Source organism: Stenotrophomonas sp. 1278 (assembly GCF_029892765.1).
GTDB classification, from domain to species: Bacteria; Pseudomonadota; Gammaproteobacteria; order Xanthomonadales; family Xanthomonadaceae; genus Stenotrophomonas; species Stenotrophomonas indicatrix.
Map to the genome: position 1 here is coordinate 1 of NZ_JARXWD010000037.1, position 23427 is coordinate 23427.

The window sequence follows — 23427 nt, forward strand, 5'->3', positions numbered from 1 at the left end:
AAGGCAGCCAGGCATGGCCTGGCTCTACTGTAGATCCACGCCATGCGTGGATGAATCTCGCCGGCGCCAACCAAGGTTGGCGTCTACCAAAGGCAGCCAGGCATGGCCTGGCTCTACTGTAGATCCACGCCATGCGTGGATGAATCTCGCCGGCGCCAACCAAGGTTGGCGTCTACCAAAGGCAACCAGGCATGGCCTGGCTCTACGGTAGATCCACGCGATGCGTGGATGGATCTCGCCGGCGCCAACCAAGGTTGGCGTCTACCGAAGTCAGCCAGGCATGGCCTGGCTCTGCAGTAGATCCACGCCATGCGTGGATGAATCTCGCCGGCGTCAACCAAGGCTGGCGTCTACCGAAGGCAGCCGGGCATGGCCTGGCTCTACCGTAGACCCACGCCATGCGTGGATGGATCTCGCTGGCGCCAACCAAGGTTGGCATCTACCAAGGCAGCCAGGCATAGCCTGGCTCTACAGTAGATCCACGCCATGCGTGGATGGATCTCGGCGGCGCCAACCAAGGTTGGCGTCTACCAAAGGCAGCCAGGCATGGCCTGGCTCTACTGTAGATCCACGCCATGCGTGTCCGCCGTTATTTCCCCAGCGTCACCTCATCCAGCACCCACATCGCCGGGCGCGTGTCGCCGGTGAAGTTGATGCACAGATCGCCCGTGCCCGAGGTGCCCTTCGGCAAAGCCGCGCGCAGGGTCACGAAGCCGTCGGCATCGGTCTGCGCCGGCAGCGGCACCTGCGCCAGGACCTTGCCGGTGCAGTCACCGCGGCGGATCAGCATTTCGCCGTGCGCGCTCCGGGCCTTTTCGAAGCGACGCTTCGGCTCGTCGTGGGCCAGCTGGAAGTAGTACGGAATGCGGCCCGCGCGCACTTCCACGCTGCCGATGCCATCCAGCTGTGCCTGCGGCCAACGCCAGCACGGCTGGAAGATGTCGACGGTGAACACCGCACGCGCACCTTCGCGCGGACCATCATCTTCCAGGCGCAGGACAAGGCCCTTCTCGCCGACGCAGCTGCGCAGTGCTTCGCTGTGCCGCGACAGCAGCGACTGCGCGGTGTACGCCGCCACCGTCGGCTTCGCAGCCAGCGGCTGGCCCTGGTAGAAGGCGGCAGCCTGCACCGTCGCCGGCAGCGTGGACGTCAGTGGCTGCCGGTACAGCGGCGATTGCGCGGTCACCGGCTTGCCGTCGCTGCTGTAGCGCACTTCATAGCCCAGTGGATTGGCCAGCGACACGGTCACCGTATTCGCCGCGCGGTCATCGGTGTAGGCCACGCCCACTTCGAACGGCGTCTGCGCGTAGGCCAGGCCCCAGGCCCGATAGCGCTGCAGCTGCGAGGGCAGGCGGGCCAGGAAGTCGCGGAAATCGCGATGCTCCGGCGTGCTCCAGCCGGTCTCGGCCACGGCGGCCAGGCGCGGGAACAGGTTGTGCTGCAGACGCGCGTAGGTGCGCGTGTGCTCGGTGAACATGTTCGCCTGCAGGCCGAGGATGTGCCCGCGCTTGTCGGCGGCCAGTTCGGCCGGCACCGGTTCGTAGTTGTAGAGCTTGGCCAGGTTCACCTGCGTCGGCCGGCCCGGCGGTTCGTTCGGCGAGGACGTCTGCAGGTAATCCAGGTACAGGTGGCTGACCGGCGACATCACCACATCGTGGCCGGCGCTGGCCGCAGCAAGGCCGCCTTCGGTGCCGCGCCAGGACATTACCGTGGCCTGCGGCGGCAGGCCGCCCTCAAGGATTTCGTCCCAGCCGATCAGGCGGCGGTCGTGTTGTTCCAGGAAAGTCTCCAGGCGCTTGATGATGTGGCTCTGCATGGCCATCTCATCCTTGATCCCCAGCGCGCGCATGCGCTGCTGCACCTGTTTTGATGCTTCCCACTGGTCCTTCACCGCCTCGTCGCCACCCACATGCACATACCTGGCCGGGAACAGCTGGATCACTTCTTCCAGCACGTTTTCCAGGAAGGTAACGGTGCCGTCCTCAACGTTGAACAGGTTCGGGAACACGCCCCATTCGCTCAACGGCTTCAACGGCGTGTCGATCGTACCCAGTTCCGGATAGGCGGCGATGGCAGCGGTGGCGTGGCCGGGTACATCGATCTCCGGAATGACCTGGATATGCAGCTTGGCGGCGTAGGTGATCACTTCGCGGATCTGGTCCTGCGTGTAGAAGCCGCAGTACGGATGCTCCTTGCCACTGACCGGATCGATGCCGCCATCACCGGCCGGAAGGCGGCAGCTGCCGACTTCGGTGAGCTTCGGGTAGCGCTTGATCTCCATGCGCCAGCCCTGGTCGTCGGTCAGGTGCCAATGGAAGGTGTTGAGCTTGTGCACGGCCATCGCATCGAGCACGCGCTTGATCTCGTCCAGGCTCTGGAAGTGCCGTGCCGAGTCGAGCATGAAGCCACGCCAGCTGAAGCGCGGCGCATCCTGGATCTGCACGGCCGGCAGCACGCCGTTGCTGCCGCCGGTGGCGAGCTGGGCCAGGGTGGTGGCGCCGTAGAACAGGCCGGTCTCGTTGCCGGCCTGCACCAGCACGCCCTGCGCGGTGCTTTCCAGCGTGTAGCTCTCGCCGCTGTCGCGGAAGGTCGGCACGATCTGGAAGCGGATGCTGTTGCCCTTGGCGGCGGCCTTGCCGTTGGCCACGGCCAGTCGCGGCCCACCACTGCGCGCCAGCAGGTCGGCGAACTGTGCGGCCACACGCTGTGCGGCTTCGCCATCGGCATGCAGCACGGTAGCGGCGCCCACGGTGATGCCCGCGCCGTTGCCGCGCTGCACGTTGGCCGGTGCGGGAATCAACATCAGGCTGCCGGCGCGCAGCTGCGGGCCAGGGCCGGTATCGAGTGCCGGGGCATCGGCGGCCAGTGCCGGCAGCACAGGCAGGGCGGCCAGCAGGCTGCCCAGCAACAGAAGGCTGCGCATCCTGGCGCGGGTGGGCTTCGTCATCGGAAGGACTCCTTGGATCGGGTGCGATGTTCGCTATACATGAAAAACGCCGGGCCCGGAATGACCCAGGCCCGGCGTGCGTGCACGACTCGGCGATGAGGCTGCCGCTGGATCAGTACTTGAAGCGGAAGTTCAGGTAGTACTGGCGACCGTTGCTGTAGAACGAGGTCGGAATGGCCGCGGTCTGGTAGTACTTGTAGGTCGGGTTGTTGAGGTTCAGGCCATCCAGGCTGATGCTCAGCCAGTCGGTGGCCTTGAAGCTCAGCGACGCCGACAGCGTGCCGAAGTCATCCTGGTAGTACGGGTTGGTGCCCGACAGGCTGATCAGGAACGAGGAACGGTGGGTATAGCTGACCCGTGCGCCGAAGCGCTCGTTCTCGAAGTACGCGCCCACGTTGTAGGTGTTCTTCGAGGTGCCCAGCAGGTTGTGCGAACCATCGGACCAGGTATGCGCGGTCGTGCCGTTGGCGTAGGTGTAGTTGGCGTTGACGCCGAAGTATTCGCCGATCGGCTGCTCGTAGGCCACTTCCACGCCGGTGACCTTGCCGTCGGCATTGATCGGGGTGGAGATCTGGTAGGTCTCAAGCTGGTTGGTCAGTTCGCTGTACAGCTGGCGCGAGACGACGTCGAAGGCGATGTAGTCCTTCAGGTCCATGTGGTAGGCGCCGATCGACAACAGGCCGCGCGGCATGAAGTACCACTCCAGGTTGGCATCCAGGTTGGTGGACAGGGTCGGCTTGAGGTTCGGGTTGCCGCCGCCGCCGGTCCGGTTCAGGTCGGAACCGTACGAGGACGCGCCCAGTGCCGAGTAGTCCGGCAGGGTCTGGGTCTGCGACGCGGCCACGCGCAGCACGAGGTTGTCGTCCAGGTCGAACTTGATGTTGGCGCTGGGCAGCACGCGGTTGCGCTTGTTCTGGAAGGCCATGCGTTCCCACATGCCGAACAGGCTGCTGACATCCGCATCGGCAGCATTGCTGACGGCGTTGTAGGTATCGATGTCCTGCTTGATGTTGACGTAGCGCAGGCCCAGGTTGCCGCTCCACCAGTCACCGCGGAAATTGGCCTGCACGTAGCCGGCGAAGTTCTTTTCCTTCACCCGCCACTCGGCACCGTAGTTGTGGCGACCGGTCGGACCGTCGTTGCCCGCCAGCCAGGTGGAGTTGTTGGTCACCGCCTCCTTCAGCGCACCGGGGGTGAAGTACCAGATGTTGCGCGGGAAGGTGCCGCCGATATCGCCGGCAAAACCGTTCGGGTAGTTGGAGGTGGCGCCGTTCTTCAGTGCACTCCAGATGTCACCCGGGGTCGCGCCTTCCGGCGACAGTGCTTCGCGCTTGTGATCGGCAAAGCGCACACCGAAATCGAGCGAGCTCAGCACGCCGCCGTCGTTGAAGTACTGGTTGAAGTCGAGCGTGGCCCACTTCTCCTTGTCTTCAGCGGTGACCTGCTGGTTGCCCCAGGTGCCGAAGCTGGTGACGCCGTTGGGCGAGAGGTCGCCGCCGACGTTCCAGTCGATCGGCGAGCCGCTGCCGTGCGTGGCCCAGCTGGCGCCACCGCCGCCGGCCAGGGTGACCTCGGCGATGTACTGGCGCGGGGTCTCACCGGTGCCCTTGGTGCTGCCGGCCTGGAACTTGGCGGTCAGGCTGTCGCTGATCTGCCAGTCGGCATCGAAGGTGACGTAGCTCGACTTGGCCTTCGACTCGCGGTAGATCATGTCGTACACCGCGTAGTTGGTGCCCGGCACGCCTGCGTAGGTGGCGTTGGTCAGCACGCCATCCTTGACCACATAGCCCGGGTTCGGCGCCTGCACCTTGGCGAAGCTGTTGCCGAACATCATGAAGTTGCGGTTGTAGTTGTTCGCCTTCAGCTCGGAGCTGAAACCATTCAGGCCCAGGGTGAGGGTGTCGGTCGGCTTGAACTGCAGCGAGACCAGGCCGCCCTTGCGCTCGCGGGTCTGTTCGAACAGGGTCGAACCCAGCAGGCCGGGAACGTTGACGCCGATCAGGTCCGGATTGGTCAGGGCCACCGGATCCTTGGGACCGATCTGGAAGAAGCCACCCGGAATTTCCTGCGCTTCACGGCGCAGTTCGCGCTTCTGGCTGAAGCCCTGCACCATCACGCCGAAGGTGTTTTCTTCGTTCTTGTAGTTGAACAATGCCGAGTACTGCGGGTCGTTGGACTTGGCCTGGTCCGAACGCACCATGCCGATCGAGCCTTCAGCGGTGAACTGCTTGGAGAACTCCAGCGGCTTGCGGGTGATGATGTTGACGGTACCGGTGGTGCCACCGTCCTGCAGCTTGGCCTGCGAGGACTTGTTCACTTCCACCGAGCTGACCAGTTCCGACGGCAGCAGCGAGTAGCTGACGCTGCGGCCGACGTTGTTGCCCTGGCTGAGCACGAACCAGTCGGCCGAACCGACGGTGTGGCCGTTGATCAGGGTCTGGGTGAGGCTGGGGCTGGTGCCGCGCAGGCTGACACGGTCGGCTTCGTCGAAGCCGCCCTCATCGGCGCTGGACGAGCTGATGTTGACGCCCGGCAGGCGCTGCAGGGTATCGGCGACGTTGTGCGCCGGCAGCTTGCCCACGTCTTCGGCGGTGACCACTTCCACGCGCGCATTGGCTTCGCGCTTGGTGTCCAGCGACTTCTCCATCGAACCGCGGATACCGGTAACGGTGACGGTGTCCAGATCGGTGGCGGTCGGGGCGGCCTGCTGCGCGTGCGCACTGAAGGCGATGCAGCTGACGATGGCGGCCGAAAGCAAGGTCTTGCGGGTATTCATGATGTCTCTCCTCATCACTCGATTGGATGCCGGCGGCGATATGGGATTGCGGTTGTGATGACGTGCGCGGGGCGGCGGCGATGTCCCGGCATTGGCGTGCCACGTACTGCGTGCTGCGATTGCGTTGAAGCCGATTGCAGGTTCAGGCGTCGGCGTGGAGCAGGTACCAGCTGGCAGCGCCGATCACGCCCAGCTGTCCGTGCTCGACCACCTTCACCGGGATGCGTGCCAGCGCCTCGCCCATCGGCCCCTTCTGCAGGTAGCGTTCGACGAAGGTGCTGGTACGCAGGTACTCGCGGATCTGCGGCAGGATCCCGCCGGCCAGGTAGACCCCGCCGTGGGCGCCATAGAACAGGGCCATGTCGCCGATGGTGCTGCCGAGCAGGCCGCAGAACACATCCAGCGCCTGACGCGCCAGCGGATCGGTGCCGGTCATCGCCGCAGCGGTGACCGCATCGGGGCTGGCCAGCGCCGGTGCCTGCCCCTGCAGCGCGCATATCGCGCGGTACAGGTTCATCAGGCCGGGACCGGAAAGGGCATGTTCGATCGACACGTGCGCGCGGTCGCGCTGCATGTGGCGGACAATCGCCATTTCCAGTTCGGTGCTGGCGGCCAGGGTCGGCTGCCCGGCTTCGGTGGCGAGCACCACCGGGCCGTTGGCGGTGGGAATCCACAGCGCCGCGCCCAGGCCCGTGCCGGGGCCGACCACCAGGGTCGGGCCGCGCGGCGCCGTTTCCGGGCCGCACAGGTGCAGCACGCCGCTGGCATCGACCTGCGCGGCTGCGTAGGCCACCGCTTCGAAGTCGTTGACGATGTGCACCCGCTGCAGGCCGACGTCGGCCTCGATCTGCCGCGCCGACAACGGCCACGGCACGTTGGCGGTGATCACCGTGCCGTCTTCGCGGGCGTAGCCGGCGGTGGCGACCACGCAATGCGACGGGCGTGGGCCTTCGGCCAGGAAGTCGGCGAGGATCGCGCTGAGCCCGGCGTGGTCGGCGTTGCGGTACTTGCGGTAATCGAGCACCTGCACCGGATGGGCATCGTCGCCGCTGGCCTGGACCCGGGCGACACGCACATGGGTGCCGCCAACGTCGGCAGCCAGGAACGAGGGCGCGACGCGGGACAGGACATGGGCCGGGGCGGGATGGCTGGCGGTCACGCGGGCTCCTGCTGCAGGTGGGGCCGGCCCCGGGAAGGGCAACGATGGAGCCGGCGATTGGGCGGAGTCTGTAACCGCGTTGACAACGATGTCAACGAGTTCGTGACACTTTCGTTGCTGCGCCGCAACGAATGCAGATCGCCGTAAACGTTTACATGGCGTGAGTACTGCATCCCGGGCGGAACCGTTGCAGCAAGGGGCTTCAAGGGCCAAGCGCATTCAGCGGATGGCCGTGCAGCGCGCTTGCGCAGTGCAACATGAGGTGTGGTGACCCGTGCAGGGAAGTTGACAAACGGTCGCTGTCCATCGAAAGAATGTGACAACGTTGTTCCCAGCCACTCTCCGACGCCGCGTTCTGCGGCCGTCGCCGCAGGAGCCTTCCTGATGTCAGCCGTCCCCGCTGCAAGCGCACGCCCGAACGTGGCCTCGTCCATCGCCATCGTCGGCGTGCTGTTCTTCCTGATCGGCTTCTTCACCTGGCTCAACGGCCCGTTGATCACCTTCGTCAAACTCGCCTTCGAGCTGAGCGAGGTCGGCGCCTTCCTGGTGCTGATGGTGTTCTACCTGTCCTACTTCTTCCTGGCCCTGCCGGCGTCGTGGATCCTGCGCCGCACCGGCATGAAAAAAGGCCTGAGCCTGAGCCTGCTGGTGATGGCCGGTGGTGCGGCGTTGTTCGGTGAATTCGCCACCCAGCGCTGGTATCCCGGTGCACTGGGCGGCCTGTTCGTGATCGGTAGCGGCCTTGCGCTGCTGCAGACCGCGATCAACCCGTACATCTCCATCCTCGGCCCGATCGAAACCGCCGCACGGCGCATCGCGATGATGGGCATCTGCAACAAGATCGCCGGCATCCTTGCGCCGATATTGATCGGCACCCTGGTGCTGCATGGCATCGGTGATCTCGACGCTCAGGTGCAGGCCGCCGATGCGGCCACCAAGGCCACGCTGCTCAACCAGTTCGCGGCCAAGATCCACGCGCCGTATCTGGCCATGGCCGGTTTGCTGGTGCTGCTGGCGGTGGCGGTATTGTTCTCGCCGCTGCCCGAAATCAAGGCCTCCGAGGCCAATGCCACACCGGCCGGCGTGCCAGGCAAGGCCGAGCGCAGCAGCATCTTCCAGTTCCCGCATCTGTGGCTGGGCGTGCTCTGCCTGTTCGTCTACGTGGGCGTGGAAGTGATGGCCGGAGATGCCATCGGTACCTACGGTCATGGCTTCGACCTGCCGCTGGACCAGACCAAGATGTTCACCGCGTTCACCCTGTTTGCGATGCTCATCGGCTACGTGGTCGGCCTGGTGTTGATCCCGCGAGTGGTCTCGCAGTCGCGCTACCTGACCGTCTCGGCGGTACTGGGCGTGCTGTTCTGCCTGGGCGCCTTCTTCACCCACGGCTATGTGTCGGTCGCCTTCGTGGCACTGCTGGGCTTTGCCAACGCGATGATGTGGCCGGCGATCTTCCCGCTGGCGATCCGTGGCCTGGGCCGCTTCACCGAAACCGGTTCGGCGCTGCTGGTCATGGGCATCGCCGGCGGCGCGATCATTCCGCAGCTGTTTGCCGTGCTCAAGCAGCACATCGACTTCCAGCTGGTGTTCCTGCTGCTGATGGTGCCCTGCTACCTGTACATCCTGTTCTACTCGGTGGTCGGCCATCGCGTCGGCCTGCCGCAGGACAAGGTCTGATCGGCGATGATGGACGGCAGCCAACCCCAGGAAAAGCCGATGCGCAGAGCGACCATCAAGGACGTTGCCGAAAAGGCCAAGGTCTCGCTGAAGACGGTGTCGCGGGTGATCAACAACGAGCCCTCGGTGATGCAGGCCACCCGTGCGCGGGTGCTGCGAGCCATTGCCGAGCTCGACTACGAACCCGATCCGTCGGCGCGCAACCTGCGCAGCGGCACCACCTTCGTGATCGGGCTGGTGTACGACAACCCCAACCCGTACCACATCATCGGCGTGCAGAACGGCGTGCTCGCGGCCTGCCGCGAAACCGGCTTCGGCCTGCAGATCCATCCGTGCGATTCCAGTTCGCCGCTGCTGGCCGATGAGCTGGCCGACTGGGTGCAGCGCTCGCGCCTGGCCGGGCTGGTGCTGACCGCACCGATGTCCGAACGTCGCGACCTGGTCCAGGCGCTCACCGCGCGCGGCATCAAGCTGGTGCGGATCATCGCCGCCACCGAAGATCCGGCCGATGGCGCCTGCGTGTTCGTCGACGACCGCGAAGCCGCCTATGAAATCACCGAGCACCTGATCCAGCTGGGCCACCAGCGTATCGGCTTCCTCTGGGGTGGCACCTCGCACCGTTCTTCGGGCGAACGCTACGCCGGTTACGAGGCCGCGCTGAAGGACTACGGCATGACCGTGGACAAGCATCTGGTGGTGCAGGGCGACTATACCTTCGACGATGGTTTCCGCGGTGCACGGCGCCTGCTGGCACTGCGCGAACCGCCCACCGCCATCTTCGGTTCCAACGATGAAATCGCCGCCGGCGTGCTTGCCGCAGCGAAGTCGGCCGGCATGAACGTGCCCTACGACCTGTCCATTGCCGGCTTCGAGGACAGTCCGTTCTCGCGCCAGTCGTGGCCGCCGCTGACCACCGCCAAGCAAGCCACCGAAGACATCGCCCGCCATGCCGCGCGCCTGCTGATCGCACAGCTGCGCAGCGATGCCTACGACGATGCGCCGGCGCCGCTGCACAACCAGGGCTTCGTGCCGCAACTGGTGGTGCGCGGCTCGACCGCACCGATGCGTCCTGCCGCCGCGCGCCCCCTTCCTTCCGATCCTTCCTGAGCCTGCCATGTCGCTGTCCGATCCCACCGCCACCCTGATGTTCGCCGAGGCCGCCGAAGCGGCCGAGGTCGTTGCCCGCCAGTTCGCCCGCAACCACGCCGTGATGGAGACGCTGGCAGCCAGCCTGCGCGCTGCGCCGCCGCCGTTCGTGGTGACCTGCGCACGTGGCAGCTCCGACCATGCCGCGACCTACGGCAAGTACCTGCTGGAAACCCAGCTGGGCCTGGTCGTCGCCTCGGCCTCGCCATCGGTGGGTTCGGTCTACGCGGCACCGCTGCAGCTGCGCGGTGCGTTGTTCATTGTCATCTCGCAGTCCGGCAAGAGCCCGGACCTGCTGCGCAATGCCGAAGCGGCCAAGGCCGCTGGCGCGCGCGTGGTGGCGCTGGTCAACGTCGAGGATTCTCCGCTGGCACAACTGGCCGACACGGTCATTCCGCTGCATGCCGGCGTGGAGAAGAGCGTGGCGGCGACCAAGAGCTACCTCGCTTCGTTGTCCGCGCTGCTGCAGCTGGCCGCGTACTGGAAGCAGGACAGCGCGCTGCGCAACGCTCTGGACCTGCTGCCCGATGCCATGCGCGAGGCCTGGCAATGCGACTGGAGCGCGGTGACCGATGGCCTGGTGGAGGCCAACAACCTGTTCGTGCTCGGCCGTGGCCTCGGCCTGGGCGCGGCGCAGGAAGCGGCGCTGAAGTTCAAGGAAACCTGCAGCCTGCATGCCGAGGCCTACAGCTCGGCCGAGGTCAAGCATGGTCCGATGGCGCTGGTCGATCGCGGCTTTCCGGTGCTGGCCTTTGCACAGCCCGATGAGACCGGCGCCGGTACCCGTGCCGTGGCTGAAGAGTTCACCGCACGTGGCGCCAAGGTGTGGCTGGCCGGTGCCGGCGGCAACCTGCCGGTCGCTGCCGCGCCGCATCCGCTGTGCGCGCCGCTGCTGACGGTGCAGAGCTTCTATCGCGCGATCAATGCACTGGCGCTGCGCCGCGGCTTCAACCCGGATCTGCCGCCGCATCTGAACAAGGTGACGGAGACGGTGTGATGGCAACCGTCCTGCGCAATGCCCGCATTCTTGCCGGCGATGAGTTCCGCGATGATCTTGCGGTGGTGATCGAAGACGGCCACATCAGCGCGCTGCTGCCCGACGCGGCGCCGCAGCTGGGTACGGCCGACGAGCAGGTGGATCTGGGCGGTGGCTGGCTGCTGCCCGGCTTCATCGATGTACAGGTCAATGGCGGTGGCGGCGCGCTGTTCAACAACACGCCCGACGTCGAGTCGCTGCACACGATTGCCCGTGCGCATCGCCGCTTCGGCACCACGGCGATGCTGCCGACCCTGATCAGTGACGACCTGGTCGTGATGCGCGAGGCGATCGGCGCGATGCGCCAGGCGATCGCACAGGGCGTGCCCGGCGTGATCGGCATCCACCTGGAAGGCCCGTACATCGCACCGGCGCGCAAGGGCACGCACGATGCCAGCAAGTTCCGCGTGCCGGACGAGCAGGAAATCGAACTGGCGTCGTCGCTGGACAACGGCGTGACCCTGCTGACCCTGGCGCCCGAGCGCGTGCCGCTGGAGACCATCCGCGCGCTGGTCGAGCGCGGTGTGATCGTCGCCGCTGGCCACACGGCCGGCACCTATGAAGAGATCCGTGCCGGCCTCGATGCCGGCGTGCGTGGCTTCACCCATCTGTACAACGCGATGTCGCCGCTGCAGGGCCGCGAACCCGGCGCAGTCGGCGCGGCGCTGGAAGATCGCGACAGCTGGATCGGCATCATCGTCGATGGCGTGCACGTGCATCCGGCCAGCCTGCGGGTGGCGCTGGCGGCCAAGCCGCGTGGCCGCCTGCTGCTGGTGACCGATGCGATGCCGCCGGTCGGTGCCGACGATCCGAGCTACGTGCTGTATGGCGAAACCATCACTGCCGTCGACGGCGTGGTGCGCAACGCGGCCGGATCGCTGGCCGGTTCGGCGCTGGACATGGCCACCGCCGTGCGCAACACCGTGCAGTTGCTGCGCCAGCCGCTGGCCGAAGCCGCGCGCATGGCCTCGACCTATCCGGCGCAGTTCCTCAATGTCGATGATCGCCTGGGTTACATCGCCGAGGGCTACCAGGCCGACCTGGTGCTGCTGGACGACGCGCTGCAGGTGCGTGGTACGTGGATCGCCGGCCAGTACGAGGCGGCCTGACGATGAGCAGCGCGCCGCCACGCCGGTTGGGTTCGATCGACGCCCTGCGCGGCATGACCGTGGCGGCGATGCTGCTGGTCAACAACCCCGGTGACTGGAGCGCGGTGTTCGCACCGCTGCGCCATTCCGACTGGCACGGCTGTACGCCGACCGACCTGGTGTTCCCGTTCTTCCTGTTCCTTGTTGGCGTGTCGATGGCCTTCAGCGTCGCACCGCGCGCGCTGGATCCGGCCGCACGGCCTGCGCTTGCACGTGGCGTGCTGGAACGCGCGCTGCGCATCGCCGTTGCCGGTGTGCTGCTGCACCTGCTGGTGTGGTGGGCACTGCACACTCACCATTTCCGCATCTGGGGCGTGCTGCAGCGCATTGCGCTGTGCGCGGCCGTGGTGGGCGTGCTGGCGGTGTATGCGCGCCCGCGCGTGCAGGCGGCCGCGCTGGTGGCGCTGCTGGTGGGCTACGCCGCGCTGCTGCTGGGCGTGGGTGACCTGGCGCCGTGGACCAACCCGGCCAGTCGCCTGGATACCACCTTGTTCGCGCCATGGATCTACCAATGGCAGGCCGATACCGGTCTGGGCCATGACCCGGAAGGATTGCTGAGCAGTCTCGGCGCATTGGCCAGCACCGTGCTGGGCCTGCTGGCCGGTGGCCTGCTGCGCAGTGGCCGCGCCGGTGCATTGGCCGCGCTGGGTGCGGTCACCGCCGTGCTTGGCCTGCTGCTGGCAACCGTACTGCCGCTCAACAAGCAGCTGTGGACGCCCAGCTACGTGCTGTGGACCGGTGGCCTGGCCGCGCTGGCGTTGTGGATGGGCCACCTGCTGATCGACCGCAAGGGATGGCCGGCACTGGGCCGGCGCTTCGGCGTCAACGCCATCACCGCCTATCTGGGTGCCTCGGTGATGTCGGTGATCCTGTTGGCCACCGGCGCCTGGGGTTGGGTCTGGCAACAGTTGGCCGCAGCAATGCCACAGGCGCTGGAGCTGGCCTCGATGCTGCAGGCGCTGGCGTTCGTCGCGCTGTGGTGGGGCGTGGCGTGGTGGTTGGACCGACGTCGCATTTATCTGAAGATCTGAGCGCGGCAAACATCGTGGAGAAAGGCCCATCCACGCATGGCGTGGATCTACTGGGCATGGCCCATCCGTGTGTGGTGTGGCGCCACGGTTCATCCACGCGTGGCGCGGATCCATGGCCCATCCACACATGGCATGCCCGCTGTAGATCCACGCCATGCGTGGATGTTCCATCCGGGCGATGGGAAATGAATCGGTTCATCGACATGCGGGCTGCGTGACTACTTCCCGGTTTCACAACGAAAGCGTGACCGACTGCCGATAAGTTCACCTATCGAAACCATTCATGGCAGGGCAGACTGCATCAGCAGTGTCGTACAGAGCATCCGCAGTTCCTGATCCCCCGACCCAGGAGTGCTGTATGTACCATGTCGTCCCGCGCGGGTTCCGCCAGCGACACTTGACCGTTTCCCTGCTGCAGATTCTGGCGATGCCCTCGCTGCTTGCCCTGTCCGCCCCTGCCGCCTGGGCCGGGTGCGATACGACGGCTCCCGTGGCCGGGCAGACCGTCACCTGCAGCAGCACCGCCCCCAATCCCGAGACAGCAGCCATCAGCGCCAGTGGCGCGGCAGGCATCACCGTGAATGTTGGCAATGGCGCGCAGCTGCAGCAGGCCGGCGCGGGCAGCGCCGTCTCCCTGCTCGGCGCGGGCGGGCACGTGCTCACCAATCTCGGCACCATCAGCTCGGCGAGCGGTACCGCGGTACAGCTTGGCGGCGGCAGCCGCGTCGACAACACCGGCAGCATCAGTTCCGGCAGCGGTATCGCACTGCAGTTCAGCGGTGCCGGCGACAGCGAGCTGGTCAACCGCGGCACCATCAGTGGCAGCAGCGGCGTGCAGTTCGGTGCCGGCAACGATCGTCTGCAGATGCTGGGCGGCAGCATCAGCGGTGGCGTGCAGCAGGGCGATGGCAACGACGTGCTCCTGCTCAGCGGCGGCACCATCGACAGCCTCGACCAGGGCAATGGCGATGACCAGCTGACCGTCAACGCCGGCACCATCACCGGGCTGGTGACGCAGGGCAGTGGCCGGGATGATTTCGTCATGACCGGCGGCACCATCGGCGCCCTGCAGCAGGGCGACAACATCGACACCTTCCGCATGAGCGGTGGCCGCATCGTCGGCGCGTTCGAAGATGGCGACCAGGCGTGGATGACCGGCGGCCGCATCGGCCGCGTCAACATGAAACTGGACAAGAACCTGTGGGACATGTCCGGCGGCACCGTCGACGGCAACGTGGTCACCGGCTTCGACACCGACACCATCATCATCTCCAACGACGCCTACATCGGCGGCAACATCAGCGTCAGTGGCGGCGTCGACAGCGTCACCATCACCGGTGGCACGGTGCGTGGCCAGGTGCTGCTGAGTACCGGCAACGACACCTTCAACTGGAATGGCGGCGGCATTGTCTACGGCGCCATCGACATGGGTCCCGACGATGACGTCGCGACCCTGGGCAATCTCAACCAGGCCAACCTCGGCGCTGTACCGCTGTTCGATGGTGGCACCGGCAGCGATCGCCTCAGCTTCAACAACGTCAAGACCGCTGGTGTCGGGCGCTTCCAGAACTGGGAAGCGATCAGCCTGGCCAGCAGCACCGAGCTCACCTTCGATGGCGACCTGGTGCTGGGCGACAGTGCCACCGGCACCGGCAGCTTGAACGTGGACGAGACCAGCACGCTGTTCGGCGGTGGCGGCAACCATGCGATCCGTCCGTTCGCGGCAGCTGCGCTGGTGAACATGGTCAACGCCGGGCGCGTTGATCTGACCAACAACAGCGGCGCCGGCGATGCCTTCACCATCCGTGGCAACTATCGCGGCGACGGCGGTGGCGTGTACCTGCAGACCGTGCTGGGTGCGGACGACTCAGCCAGCGACCGCCTGGTCTTTGATGGCGGCACCGCCACCGGCAGCACCGGCCTTGGCATCATCAACACCGGTGGCGGAGGAGCGGCCACGCTGGTCGACGGTATCCTGGTGGTGCAGGCGCTGAACGGCGCAACCACCGCGCCAAGCGCGTTCTCGTTGTTCGCACCGGTCTCGGCCGGTGCCTACGAGTATTTCCTGTTCAAGGGCGGCGTCAGCGCCGGCACCGGCGAGAACTGGTACCTGCGTTCGACATTGGCGGCAGGGCCGACGCCCGCGCCGAACGGCGGCGGCGAAGTACTGCCACCGCCACCGCCGACGCCCCCGGTGGCGCCACCGCCGCCGATTCCCCCGGCACCCCCACCGCCGCCAGAGGGCGCCACCGATCCGGACCTGACCGCAGGCGAGACGGCACCGCCGCCACCGCCGCCGGAACCTGCGCCGGTAGCGCCGCCCAGTGATCCACCCGTACCGGACGTGCCGGTGGCCGGTGGCAGCCTGCCCGGCACCGGTTCGCCGCCGCCCAGTGCGGGGGCAAGGCCCGCCGCGCCGAACGAGAACGGCCTGGTGCCGCTCTACCGCCTGGAGACCGCGGCCTACGCCGTGGTGCCACCGCTGCTGCGCGAGACCTCGCTGGCCAGCCTGGGGACCTTCCATGAGCGCCAGGGCGAACAGCGCCTGCTGTACAACCAGGGCGCCTTCCGCACGGCATGGGGACGGCTGGTCGGGCAGAGCAGCGAGATCCACTGGAAAGGCGATGCACGGCCCGGCTTCGATGGTGACGTGATGGGTGTGCAGGCAGGCCTGGATGTGTGGGCTGCCAGCGGTGACAGCCACCGCAACCAGATCGGCGTGTTCGTCGGCCGCACTCGCGCCGATGGCAGGATCACCGGCCTGGCCGTGGGCTGGGACAATGTTCTGGTGGGCCAGAGCCGATTGGACGACAAGCACGTGGGCCTGTACTGGACGTTGACCGACAGCAGCGGCGGCTACATCGACGCGGTGGCGATGCAGAGCCGCTATGACGGCCGCACGCGCTCCTCGCGCGGGCTGGGCATCGACCTCAAGGGCGATGGCACCACGCTGTCGCTGGAAGCGGGCAAGCCACTGCTGCAGTTCGGGCAGTCAACGTGGTGGCTGGAACCGCAGCTGCAGGTGATCTGGCAGCGCAGTTCACTGGATGACCAGCGTGATCTGGTGTCCACCGTTTCCTTCGACAACGACAACGCCTGGACCGGCCGCGTCGGCCTGCGCCTGGCGGGCGATTACCAGTTGGCCGACAACGGCTGGCAGCCGTACTTCAAGTTGAACTACTGGCATGGCCGTTCGGGCGAGGACCGCATCCTGTTCGACAGCGACGCGATCATCAATTCGCAACGCTCGCGTGCTGTGGAGGCCGGTGTCGGCGTGGTCGGGCGCTTCAACCGCACGATCAGCGCATATGCCGTGGCCGACTACACCCGCGAGGTGGGTGGCAGCGACAACGGCAAGCGCCGCATCATCGAAGGCAACATCGGCCTGCGCGCTGACTGGTGAGGACCTCCGCTTGGGTGGGTGTCGACCTTGGTCGACACGAATCCAACCGACGCCATGACCCGCTCTGGTGGGTGCCGACCCAGGTCGGCACGAATCCCCCCGGCGCCATGATCCGCTCTGGTGGGTGTCGACCTCGGTCGACACGAATCCCTCCAGCGCCATGACCTGCTCTGGTAGGTGTCGACCTCGGTCGACACGAATCCCTCCAGCGCCATGACCCGCTCTGGTAGGTGTCGACCTCGGTCGACACGAATCCCTCCAGCGCCATGACCCGCTCTGGTAGGTGTCGACCTCGGTCGACACGCCCTGGCTACCAATCAAGCAATCCCAACGCCGCTGTATCACAACGGCGAACGCCCCAGCAACGCACCCGCGTGTTCGGCCAGCAGCTGTACCGCATGCAGCAGCCCTTCCTCGGTCTGTGGCGGGCACTGCGCCTCCGCGTCGTCCAGTTCACGCGCCGCCTGCGTCGCCAGCAGCACACCTCCCAGCGCCGACAACGCCAGCAGGCAGCGCGTGGTGCAGGCCAGATCGCGCGCCCGTGCCGGCGTGATGCGCAGCTCCGTCCACGGCTCGCCGTCAGCGGCGTGGCAGCGCGTGACGTCGCGCAGCCGCTTGAAGAAGGCGGGCGTGGGAGCAGCTTCATCGGCTTCGGTCAGCGCGTCTTCCAACGCTTCGGCAGTGGCATTGGGCAGCTGCAGGTCGGGCAGGGCATCGCCCAGCAATGTGTGCAGGCGCGGATAGGTGGGGTAGAGCGTGGTCATGGCAACAACCTCACAGGGCTGGGCCACCTGCGGAATGCAAGGTGGCGGGCGGTGCGGGTTGGCGTGCCGGTGAAGCTTTCCAGAGGAAATGAAGCCGGCGGATCCGGAAGATCCCCTCGCACCGCCCGCCGCAGAACGACGGACGGTGCATTGTTCGGTCCTGCAACGTCGTTGCAAGCCCGCCTCTGAAAAGCTTCATTCGGGACGCCAATCCCGGCCAACACAGAACGCGCTGGCATAAGGAATTTCACACGCTGGCCGGCCTGTTGGAATGAGTGAAGTTGCAGATTTCCGGAGGGTGCATGTCGTGCCAGAAACGACGCGTTGCGTGATAGCGCCAGGCCATTGGACACAGTTATCCTTCCCGTTCACTACATGACACGGAGTCGTCAATGCTGAAGTACAGGGATGCGCGCGTAGCCATGCTCGGCATGCTTCTGATTCCATCCGCTGCCGGAGCGGCGGAAGCTGCGGTCGAACTGCCTACGCCTGAAGCACGTGACCAGATGTTGGAACTGCTGGAAACGCAGTCGCTGTATCGCGACCGCGTGGATTGGAGCGAGGTGCGCATGCAGCTGGCCGCCGCTGGCAGTGACCGCGTTCTGCAACGCCGTTTGCTGGATGAGGCGGCTGCACGCAGCAGCGGAGGGCATGGGCGATGGATCTCGCCCGGCGAGCAGCACCAACGTTCCCAGCGCGCCCAGCGTTTGAACGGGGGCCAGAGCGCTGCCTTGTCCGCGCCTCGGCAGGCCAACCCACGCATCGGCATATTGCAGGTGAGCCCCTTCGTTGAGGATCTGCGAAAGAGCGAGCAGGAGCGCTATACGGCGCGCAAGGCGTACGCGCTGGCGCTGCAACAGCGCATCGCCACCTTGGATGATGGTGCACGGTGCGGTTGGGTGGTGGATGTAAGCAGCAATGGCGGCGGCAATATGTGGCCCATGCTGTTGGGACTGTTGCCGTTGCTGCATGGAACCACGGATCCCGAGGGAGGTGTGATTGGTGGGTTCCGCAGTGCTGGCGGCCTGCAGCCCTGGCGGCAGGGGGAGGGAGCGGTGACGGCCGGCGGCAATGGCTCGCTGCGCTCGCGTCAGGCCACCTACACGTTGCGGGTGTCGCCCGCACCTGTCGCGGTCGTGATGGGTGCAGGCACGGCCAGTTCCGGCGAGGCCGTGGCGCTGGCGTTCCGCGGTCAGCCGGGCAGCCGCAGTTTCGGCCAGCCCAGCGCGGGCCTTTCCACCGGCAACCGCCCGGTTCCTCTGGTAGATGGCTCGATGCTTGTGCTGACAGGGAATGTGATGACCGACCGCAGTGGACAGGGCGATGGCGCCAAGCTGCAGCCCGACCAGATCACGCCCAGTGGCCCTTCCACACTGCTGGCCGCAGAAACATGGTTGCTCGCCCAGCCGGCCTGCAAGGACGGCTGAGCCATGCTGCTGATCGGCCAACACGAGCGGGTGCTGATTGTCGGCCCCACCGAATCCCACCACTGCCTGCGCTGCCAGACCGAAACCGAATTCGCCCCGCAGCTGCGTTACAGGATGGCGCGCATCGACCTGCTGTTCGGCTTCGTCTACCAGCGCCGCTACGAGCTGGCCTGCACCGGCTGCGAACATGGCTGGGTGTTGGATACCGAAAGCATGGACCAGCAGCTGGGCGGGGTACCGATCCCGTTCCGGCACCGCTTTGGCCTGCCGGTGATGCTGATGGTGGTGGCCGGGCTGGCGGTGGCGGGGTGGATGTGGCGGCATGGACACGTCGCTTGAAGACGCGGGCTGCTAAAGTTGCAGCCAGTAGCCACGCAGTCGGACCCCACCATGGACCACGAAACGCCGTTCGAACCCGCCAACGACCTGGAAGTGCGCCTGTTGCAGGCCCAGGACGGAACCCTCACGGCCTCGCAGTTCCTCGACGGCCTGCTGACCGCGCCGGTGTTCGTGCTGCTGGACAAGGCCATCGGTGAAGACGGCGCCTGGGACGAGAGCATTTCGCCGCTGGTGCTGACCAGCGAAAGCGGCGAGCCGATGTTTGCGGTGTTCACCGCGCCCGAGCGCGCGGAGATCTGGCACGAGCAGCTGCCGCAGTTTGCCCACGCCATGCCCATCGCGGTGCATGCACTGCTGTCGGGCATCGGCGAGGGCGTCGGCCTGGTGCTGAACCCCGGCCTGGACGTGGGCATGGAGATGATTCCCGATGCCGTGACGCAGCTGAAAGAGCGCGCTGCGGCGATCACCCGTGGGATGGCGCACTGATAGCGCTGTGGTTGCCGGCCAGCGGCCGGCACTACCAGGTGCTTCAGCGGGCGGCGGCGATCGCCCGTACACGCGCCTTGGCCAGCGCCTCACCAATGGCCGGGCCTTTCAGGTGTGTGGTGTCCAGGTCACGCGCCTGCACTGACAGCGCCGCCCGGTGCAGGCGCTTGAGTGTCTCGCCCTGCGGGTAGTCGCTGTCCTCGAAACCGAGCCGGCCGCGCTTGTCGGCCTCGCAGCACAGCGCGATGCGTGCCACCCGCTCCGGCCGGCGCAACGCATCGCAGCGGCCCAGCAGTTCCAGCACGGTGGCATCGCGCAGTTCGTCGATGCGATGCACGTTCAGATGCTCGCGGCAGACGGCCTCGGCCAACTGCTGGTGCTCGGTCGGAATCTTCAGGCGCGCGCACAGTGCTTTCAGCGGTTTGATGCCGCGCTGCTCGTGCATGATGTGGCGCGGCAATTCCTCGGCCGGGGTCAGGCCCTTGCCGAGGTCGTGGGTCAGTGCGGCGAAGCCGACCAGGTCATCACCGGGCGCCAGCTTTGCCGCCATGTCGCTGACCATTTCCTGGTGGATGCCGGTGTCGACTTCCGGATGGAATTCCGCGCGCTGCGGTACGCCGTACAGCGCTTCCAGTTCTGGCAGTATCGGGCCAAGCGCGTGCGCGTCGTGCAGGGTGCGCAGGAACGCCGATGGGCGCTCGCACACCAATGCCTTGCGCAGTTCCTGCCACACACGTTCCGGTACCAGCGCGTCGAGCTCGCCACTGGCGGCCACCTCGCGCATCAGCGCCATGGTTTCCGGCGCGACGGTGAAACCGAGCGAGGCGAAGCGGGCCATGAAGCGCGCCGCACGCAGCACGCGTAGCGGGTCTTCAACGAATGCGGGACCGACATGGCGCAGCACGCGCTGCTCGATGTCGCGCGCACCGCCATAGGGATCGACCAGCGTGCCGCTGTCTTCATCGCAGGCGATGGCATTGATGGTGAAGTCGCGGCGCTGCAGGTCTTCTTCCAGCGTCACCGCCGGATCGGCATCAACGACGAAGCCGCGGTAGCCACGGCCGGATTTGCGTTCGGTGCGGGCCAGCGCGTATTCCTCGCCGGTCTTCGGGTGCAGGAAGACGGGAAAATCACGGCCCACGGCGGTGAAGCCCTGCGCTTCCATCTGCGCGGGCGTGGCGCCGACGACGACCCAGTCACGGTCGCCGGCAGGGCGCTGCAACAGGCGGTCGCGCACGGCGCCGCCGACAAGATAGATCTTCATGGGGGGATGATGGCACGGTAGCGCCGGGCCGTGCCCGGCCGAACACATGGCGTTCGCCGGGCATGGCCCGGCGCTACCGATACAACGTGATCAATCGCCGCCCTGGTCGGCGTTGGCGGCGCAGGTGAAGGCCTTGCGCTTGTCCACCAGGCGGCCCATCAGGCGGTCGCTCAGCGGCAATGCGTCGCCATTGAGTCGCCAGTCGTAGATCACGCTGAAGGCCAGCACGCGGGCGACATACTCGCGCGTTTCCTTGTAGCTGATGGTCTCGATCCACAGGTCCGGATCGAAGCCCGGGCGCTGGGTCTGCCAGCGTGCGGTCGGCGTCGGGCCCGCGTTGTAGGCGGCGATGGTCACGTAGGGCAGGCCGTCGTACTTGTTCATCAACTGCCGCAGGTACGCGGTGCCGATGGCGATGTTGGTATCCGGGTCGTACAGGCTGTCAGCGCCGCCGTAGCCGGTCAGGCCGATGGACCTGGCCACGCCGGCGCCGGTCGCCGGCAGTACCTGCATCAGGCCCATGGCGTTGGCAGGCGAACGCGCGCGCGGGGTGAAAGTGCTTTCGGCGCGGATCTCGGCGGCCACCCAGGCCGGGTCGATGGCATTGCGTGCCGATTCACGGCGGATCGTGGCGTCGTGGTGCAGCGGGAAACGCAGGTCGTACAGGCGTTGCTCCTGCGGTTGCTTGCCGAGCGCGAACACCGCGCGGTCGAACCAACCGTTGTCCTGCGCTACGCGCACGGCGAGGCGACGCTGGGTGTCATCGAAGCGCGACAGCGCATTGTTCCATTCGGCCACCGCCCAGCCGGCGCGGTCGATCTGGTACAGCGCCATCGCCCGCTGGATGGCCGGATCGCGGGCCACCGCGGCCTGCGCCTGTGCGCTGTCGTTGGGCTTCCACGGGCACAGCGTGTAGGGCTGCTGCAGCTTGTCCGCAGCGAGGAAACCATGGAAGGTTGGTGCGCGCGCGGCTTCGCGGAACAGCGGCTGCGCCTGCTGCGCCTGGCCGGTCTTTTCCAGCATGCGGCCCTCGAAATAGCGCCAGCGCGAATCGTTGCGCTGGGTCGGGCCCATCTTGCGGATCGCTGCCAGCGTCGCCGGCCAATCGCCGCGCGACATCGCTTCGCGCGCGCGCCATTCGTGCAGGCGTTCGTCATAGGCCGCATCGGGCACGGCATTCAAACGGCGAGCCGAGTCGGGCAGGTACGACGCCACCGTCCACAGGGCGATCTGGTAACGCACCTGGCCCTGCTGTTCGGCGCTCAGGCCCAGCGCCTGCGCGTACTGCGGCAGCTGCTGTTCGGTAGCATCCGGGTCGGCCTTGGCCAGCTTGGCCAGGCCGTCGGTGGCGATGCGTCGGCTGCGCTCGTTGCGCGGCCAGTTCAGGGCACTGGCATTGGGCTTGTCGACGAAGGCGGCGTAGGTGTTGGCCAAGGCCAGATCACTGGCCGGCAGGCCGCGCGCAGCCGAACGCATCACCGCCGGCTGCTGTGCATCGGCAGCGGCATCGATGCGTTCCCAGCGCAGCGCGTCGCTCATGCCACCCTGCGCCTGCAGCACGGCGAACACGGCGTCGCAGGCATCGGGCAACGACTTGCCGTTCTTGCGCCACAGATCCTGGGCTTCACCGATCCACTGCGGGTCCAGCTTGCCGGTGGCCTGGCGCGCTGTCAGCTGCGCACAGCGCAGGCCGAGGTTGTCGGTGGGAGCCCAGTTGGCCAGCAGCGTCGGCCAGTCCTGGCGGCGCGCTACAGAGGGCAGCCAGGCGCTGCGGAAGCTGTTGGCCACGGCCTGGCCCTGGTAGCGCTTGAGGAAGGCCTGTGCCTGCGCCGTATCGACGGTGTCGATGTTGCGCCGCAGGTTGGCGAACTCCAGCCAGCCATACGCGGGATGGCGGCTGAGCGCGGCGGCCTGGCCGGGATCGAACTGGCCACGTTCGGCGGCGGCGATGGCGGCCTTCAGCTGGGCGTTCTGGGCATCGAGGGACTGGGCACTCGCGCAGCCGATCAGCAGCGTGGTGGCCAGCGGGAGCAGGGACAGGGCGGTCGAAGATCGTCGGGTCATGGCGACCAGCATAGCGGGCAGTGGCTGAATTCAGTTTCGCATCGTGTACACGGCCGAAGATGGCAACGACAGCTGAATGATGGCGGGATCCGCACTGCCGCGAAGGCGGTTGTCCGGCGTAGGTTTGGGCTGGGGCGACCGGCCCTGCTGCAGGGAGCGGCACATGGCATTCAGTAGCGCAGGAAGAAGCGGCCCGCTGGCGGACATCAACGTCACGCCACTGGTGGATGTAATGCTGGTGTTGTTGATCATCTTCATCGTGACCGCGCCGATGTTGTCGCGGCCGATCAACGTGCAGTTGCCGCAGGCCACCGATCGCGTGGTGGATCGCCCCGAACCGCCACCGCCGATCGAGCTGCGCCTCGATGCGTCCAGCCAGTTGAGCTGGGACGGGCAGCCGATGGCCATCGGTGATCTGCAGTCGCGCCTGCAGGCGCAGGCCAGCGAGCATGCCGGCAACCTGCCGGAGCTGCGCATCAGCACCGATCCGTCGGCCGAGTACGACGGCATGGCCAAGATCCTGGCCGCCGCCGAATCCACCGGCATGCAACGCATCGCGTTCGTGCAGTGAGCGATTCATCGGTGCGGCCTTCCCAAGGGAAGGCCGCACGTGTACCGGTAGCGCCGGGTCATACCCGGCGGCAGACCTGCGATGTGCGCCGGGCTTGGCAGAGACCTCTTCGACAATTCGCCGGGCATGGCCCGGCGCTACCGTGACCCCGGGGGGAATGACCCAGCGCTACGGCGATGTTGTCGTACG

At 66.8% G+C, this 23427-nt stretch carries 16 protein-coding genes; 10 read left to right on the forward strand and 6 right to left on the reverse strand.

Annotated elements, in window-relative coordinates:
* Positions 1-589 precede the first annotated feature (589 nt).
* The 3 genes from M2299_RS19665 to M2299_RS19675 all read right to left on the reverse strand — a co-directional run bounded on the left by M2299_RS19665 (position 590) and on the right by M2299_RS19675 (position 6882).
* Positions 590-2947, reverse strand: a complete 2358-nt coding sequence (locus tag M2299_RS19665) for a family 20 glycosylhydrolase (RefSeq protein WP_280884865.1) — start codon at positions 2945-2947, stop codon at positions 590-592.
* A 112-nt stretch (positions 2948-3059) separates the two neighbouring features.
* Positions 3060-5723 carry a TonB-dependent receptor gene (locus M2299_RS19670; RefSeq protein WP_032975386.1) on the reverse strand — a complete coding sequence of 888 codons (2664 nt, stop codon included), beginning with the start codon at positions 5721-5723 and terminating at the stop codon, positions 3060-3062.
* 142 nt (positions 5724-5865) lie between these two features.
* Positions 5866-6882, reverse strand: a complete 1017-nt coding sequence (locus M2299_RS19675) for a glucokinase family protein (RefSeq protein WP_033832013.1) — start codon at positions 6880-6882, stop codon at positions 5866-5868.
* 384 nt (positions 6883-7266) lie between these two features.
* On the opposite strand from M2299_RS19675, the gene M2299_RS19680 reads away from it, so the two are divergent.
* The 6 genes from M2299_RS19680 (at position 7267) to M2299_RS19705 (ending at position 16323) form a co-directional block, all read left to right on the forward strand.
* Positions 7267-8559, forward strand: coding sequence for a sugar MFS transporter (locus tag M2299_RS19680; RefSeq protein WP_025878685.1), 1293 nt, complete (start codon positions 7267-7269; stop codon positions 8557-8559).
* Positions 8560-8598: 39 nt separating this feature from the next.
* Positions 8599-9666 (forward strand): LacI family DNA-binding transcriptional regulator, encoded by a 1068-nt coding sequence (locus tag M2299_RS19685; protein ID WP_025878684.1) that lies wholly within the window; start codon positions 8599-8601, stop codon positions 9664-9666.
* 7 nt (positions 9667-9673) lie between these two features.
* Positions 9674-10702 carry an SIS domain-containing protein gene (locus M2299_RS19690; protein ID WP_025878683.1) on the forward strand — a complete coding sequence of 343 codons (1029 nt, stop codon included), beginning with the start codon at positions 9674-9676 and terminating at the stop codon, positions 10700-10702.
* Complete coding sequence (nagA, locus tag M2299_RS19695; protein WP_280884866.1) at positions 10702-11850, forward strand: N-acetylglucosamine-6-phosphate deacetylase; 1149 nt, start codon at positions 10702-10704, stop codon at positions 11848-11850. Before M2299_RS19690 ends, nagA begins: the two co-directional genes overlap by 1 nt.
* Before the next feature lie 2 nt (positions 11851-11852).
* A complete protein-coding gene (locus M2299_RS19700; RefSeq protein ID WP_280884867.1) occupies positions 11853-12920 on the forward strand; it encodes a heparan-alpha-glucosaminide N-acetyltransferase domain-containing protein in 1068 nt (355 codons plus the stop codon).
* A 358-nt stretch (positions 12921-13278) separates the two neighbouring features.
* Positions 13279-16323, forward strand: coding sequence for an autotransporter domain-containing protein (locus tag M2299_RS19705; protein ID WP_280884868.1), 3045 nt, complete (start codon positions 13279-13281; stop codon positions 16321-16323).
* Positions 16324-16664: 341 nt separating this feature from the next.
* Here M2299_RS19705 and M2299_RS19710 read toward each other — a convergent pair whose 3' ends face one another.
* Complete coding sequence (locus M2299_RS19710; RefSeq protein ID WP_280884869.1) at positions 16665-17087, reverse strand: hypothetical protein; 423 nt, start codon at positions 17085-17087, stop codon at positions 16665-16667.
* A 509-nt stretch (positions 17088-17596) separates the two neighbouring features.
* Between M2299_RS19710 and M2299_RS19715 the strand changes: the two genes are divergently transcribed.
* From M2299_RS19715 to M2299_RS19725, 3 genes are read left to right on the forward strand one after another with little or no spacing between them, the layout of a single operon-like run.
* Positions 17597-18514 carry a S41 family peptidase gene (locus M2299_RS19715; RefSeq protein ID WP_280884870.1) on the forward strand — a complete coding sequence of 306 codons (918 nt, stop codon included), beginning with the start codon at positions 17597-17599 and terminating at the stop codon, positions 18512-18514.
* A gap of 3 nt (positions 18515-18517) precedes the next feature.
* Positions 18518-18853 carry a hypothetical protein gene (locus tag M2299_RS19720; RefSeq protein ID WP_208082316.1) on the forward strand — a complete coding sequence of 112 codons (336 nt, stop codon included), beginning with the start codon at positions 18518-18520 and terminating at the stop codon, positions 18851-18853.
* Positions 18854-18904: 51 nt separating this feature from the next.
* Positions 18905-19339 (forward strand): SseB family protein, encoded by a 435-nt coding sequence (locus M2299_RS19725; protein WP_080149841.1) that lies wholly within the window; start codon positions 18905-18907, stop codon positions 19337-19339.
* Between the two features lie 43 nt (positions 19340-19382).
* Here M2299_RS19725 and M2299_RS19730 read toward each other — a convergent pair whose 3' ends face one another.
* Complete coding sequence (locus M2299_RS19730) at positions 19383-20603, reverse strand: multifunctional CCA addition/repair protein (RefSeq protein WP_280884871.1); 1221 nt, start codon at positions 20601-20603, stop codon at positions 19383-19385.
* A gap of 90 nt (positions 20604-20693) precedes the next feature.
* The gene (locus M2299_RS19735) at positions 20694-22679 is read right to left on the reverse strand and encodes a transglycosylase SLT domain-containing protein (RefSeq protein WP_032975397.1); all 1986 of its coding nucleotides are present in this window, start codon (positions 22677-22679) and stop codon (positions 20694-20696) included.
* 151 nt (positions 22680-22830) lie between these two features.
* Between M2299_RS19735 and M2299_RS19740 the strand changes: the two genes are divergently transcribed.
* Positions 22831-23238: a biopolymer transporter ExbD gene (locus M2299_RS19740; RefSeq protein ID WP_280884872.1), complete on the forward strand. Its 408-nt coding sequence runs from the start codon at positions 22831-22833 to the stop codon at positions 23236-23238.
* Positions 23239-23427 lie beyond the last annotated feature (189 nt).